The organism is Acidovorax sp. HMWF018 (assembly GCF_003061035.1).
Classification (GTDB): domain Bacteria; phylum Pseudomonadota; class Gammaproteobacteria; order Burkholderiales; family Burkholderiaceae_C; genus Acidovorax; species Acidovorax delafieldii.
Genome location: NZ_QAIM01000576.1, coordinates 2201 through 5217, shown reverse-complemented (window position 1 = coordinate 5217; position 3017 = coordinate 2201). Strand labels below are relative to the sequence as shown.

The following is a 3017-nucleotide window of genomic DNA, read 5'->3' as shown; positions in this document are numbered from 1 at the left end:
GTTCCACACCGGCCTGCCGCCGACCCGAGCCCCTGCCATGACCACCACCCCACACACCGCCACACCCGCCCTGTTCCGCCCCCTGCAGATGGGGCCGCTGGCACTGCCCCACCGCATCGTGATGGCGCCCATGACGCGCGCCCGCAGCAGCCAGCCGGGCGACGTGCCCAACGCGCTCATGGCCGACTACTACGCCCAGCGCGCCAGTGCAGGCCTCATCGTCAGCGAGGCCAGCCAGGTGTCACGCCAAGGCCAGGGCTACAGCTTCACGCCCGGCATCTACAGCGACGCGCAGGTGCAAGGCTGGCGCCGCGTGACCGAAGCGGTGCACGCCGCGGGCGGGCGCATGGTGCTGCAGCTGTGGCACGTGGGCCGCATGTCGCACGCCAGCTTCCATGCCGATGGGCTGCCCGTGGCGCCCTCGGCCCTGGCCCCGGCAGCACGGGTATGGGTGGCAGGCGAAGACGGCGTGGGCCGCATGCTCGACTGCCCCGTGCCTCGCGCGCTGGAGGCCGCCGAGATTCCTGGCGTGGTGGACGACTTCCGCCGTGCCGCCGCCAACGCCATGCGCGCAGGGTTCGACGGCGTGGAGATCCACGGCGCCAACGGCTATCTCCTTGACCAGTTTCTGCGCACGACCTCCAACCACCGCACCGACGCCTATGGCGGCCCGCTGGAAAACCGCACCCGCTTCGCCCGCGAAGTGGCCGCTGCAGTGGCCAGCGAGGCCGGCGCCGAACGCACGGGCATGCGCCTGGCCCCGTTCATCACGCAGCGCGGCATGGACTGCCCGGAGATCATCCCCACCATCCTGCACCTGGCGCGCGAGCTGGACACGCTGGGCCTGGCCTATATCCACCTGGCAGAGGCCGACTGGGACGACGCCCCCCGCATTCCAGATGAATTCCGCCAGGCTCTACGCACCGCCTTCAGCGGCCGAGTGATGGTGGCGGGCCAGTACACACCCGAACGCGCGCAACAGATCCTCGCGTCCGGCATGGCCGACCTGGTGGCGTTTGGCCGCCCGTTCATTGCCAACCCCGATCTGCCTGCGCGCTATGCCGCCGGGCTGCCACTGGCCCCGTTCGATGCGGCCACGCTGTTTGGAGGCGACGCACATGGCTACAGCGACTACACACCGGCCCCGCTGGCTGCGCCCAAGGCCCGGGCTGGCGCGGCTGAAGTGGCCTGAAAACGGCACCACGCGCCCTTCCGGACTCCGCATATCCCCCGCTTCAACTCCCTTTGCACCTCAAGGACCCATCATGAAATCCGTTGGCTACCAAACCGCCCACCCCATCGACCACCCCGAGTCGCTGCTCGACATCACCCTGCCCGACCCGGTGGCCACGGGCCGCGATCTGCTGGTGGAAGTGCGCGCCGTTTCGGTCAACCCCGTGGACACGAAAGTGCGCAAAAGCAGCTCACGCAGCGGCGACGGGCCCGACTACAAGGTGCTGGGCTGGGACGCCAGCGGCATCGTCCGCGCCGTGGGCCCGGAGGTGACACTGTTCCAGCCCGGCGACCGCGTCTGGTACGCGGGCTCCATCGCACGCCAGGGCACCAACAGCGAACTGCACCTGGTGGATGAACGCATCGTGGGCCATGCCCCCCAATCGCTGGACTTTGCCGAAGCCGCCGCGCTGCCGCTGACCACCATCACCGCGTGGGAGCTGCTGTTTGACCGCCTGGGTGTGGCCCCTGGCAAGCAGCCCACCCACAAGACCCTGCTCGTCATTGGCGCGAGCGGCGGCGTGGGCTCCATCCTCACGCAGCTGGCGGCGCGGCTCACCAGCCTCACGATCATCGGCACCGCATCGCGCCCCGAAACGCAGCAGTGGGTGCGCGACTTGGGCGCCCACCACGTCATCGACCACAGCCAGCCGCTCACTCAAGAGCTGGCCCGCATCGGCCACCCCACGGTGGACATCGTCGTGTGCCTCACGCAGACCGACGCGCACTTCGACCAGATCGTCGAGGCCATCGCGCCGCAGGGCCAGTTCGCGCTGATCGATGACCCGGTGTCGCTCGACGTGACGAAGTTCAAGCGCAAGTCGGTGTCGGTGCACTGGGAGCTGATGTTCACCCGCGCACTGTTCGGCACCGCCGACATGATCGGCCAGCACCGGCTGCTGACCGAGGTGGCGCAGCTGGTGGATGCGGGGCTGATTCGCACGACGCTGGACCAGCGCTTTGGAACGATCAATGCCGAGAATCTGAAGCGCGCACATGCGCTGATCGAGAGCGGCAAGGCGCGGGGCAAGCTGGTGCTGGAGGGGTGGGCCTGAAGACCTGCGGGCCACGCAGGGGGCGTAGCACCACCCGCGCGGCAGATTGTGTGTCGGGCTGAAAAATACTGTATTTATAAACAGTCTTTCAGGTATAAATCAGGGCACCACAACCCGAGGAGACCTCCCATGCTGGACCACATGACCTTCCGTGTCACCGACATCGCCCGCACCAAGGCGTTCTACACCGCTGCCCTCGCGCCTTTGGGCTACAGCCTGTGTTTTGAAGGCAACTACGGCTCGAACATGCTGGGCTATGCCTACCCGGCTCCGTCCGAGCCCGACGGCAAGAAGGCGGATGTGTGGTTCATCGACGGCCCCTCGCCCTACGGCGGCCCGCCCGCCACCACGGGCTGCCACCTGGCGTGGAGGGCCGCCACCCGGGCCCAGGTCGATGCCTTCTACCGCGCCGCCATCGAAGCCGGGGGCCAAGACAACGGCGCCCCGGGCCTGCGGCCCGACTACCACCCCCACTATTACGGCGCGTTTGTCATCGACCCCGAGGGCAACAACATCGAGGCGGTGTGCCACCTGCCGGAGTAAGAAACACCGCTGCAACCTCCGCAGAGGGCGCGTCGCCAAGCGAGCGCACCCGTGGAACTGGCTTTGCCAGGCCACCGGGTGCGTCCCCCTGGGGGGAAGCGGCGCAGCCGCTCAGGGGGGTCAGTCGAGTTTCACGCCTGCCGCTTTGATGATCTCGCCCCAGCGCTTGGACTCGGAGCGTGCCAT

3 protein-coding genes are annotated in these 3017 nt (G+C 68.4%); all 3 read left to right on the top strand.

Annotation, left to right across the window (positions count from 1 at the left end; all coding sequences use genetic code 11):
• The first annotated feature begins 37 nt into the window (after positions 1-37).
• Positions 38-1192: an alkene reductase gene (locus tag DBR23_RS24600; protein ID WP_108499874.1), complete on the top strand. Its 1155-nt coding sequence runs from the start codon at positions 38-40 to the stop codon at positions 1190-1192.
• Between the two features lie 73 nt (positions 1193-1265).
• Positions 1266-2288, top strand: coding sequence for a zinc-binding alcohol dehydrogenase family protein (locus DBR23_RS24595; protein ID WP_108499873.1), 1023 nt, complete (start codon positions 1266-1268; stop codon positions 2286-2288).
• Between the two features lie 129 nt (positions 2289-2417).
• Positions 2418-2831 (top strand): VOC family protein, encoded by a 414-nt coding sequence (locus DBR23_RS24590; protein WP_108499872.1) that lies wholly within the window; start codon positions 2418-2420, stop codon positions 2829-2831.
• The last annotated feature ends 186 nt before the right edge of the window (positions 2832-3017 follow it).

What these genes read in the sequence shown, in the direction of transcription:
- DBR23_RS24600 (WP_108499874.1), top strand. Translation starts at nt 38, where the DNA reads ATGACCACCACCCCACACACCGCCACACCCGCCCTGTTCCGCCCCCTG.
- DBR23_RS24590 (WP_108499872.1), top strand. Translation starts at nt 2,418, where the DNA reads ATGCTGGACCACATGACCTTCCGTGTCACCGACATCGCCCGCACCAAG.
- DBR23_RS24595 (WP_108499873.1), top strand. Translation starts at nt 1,266, where the DNA reads ATGAAATCCGTTGGCTACCAAACCGCCCACCCCATCGACCACCCCGAG.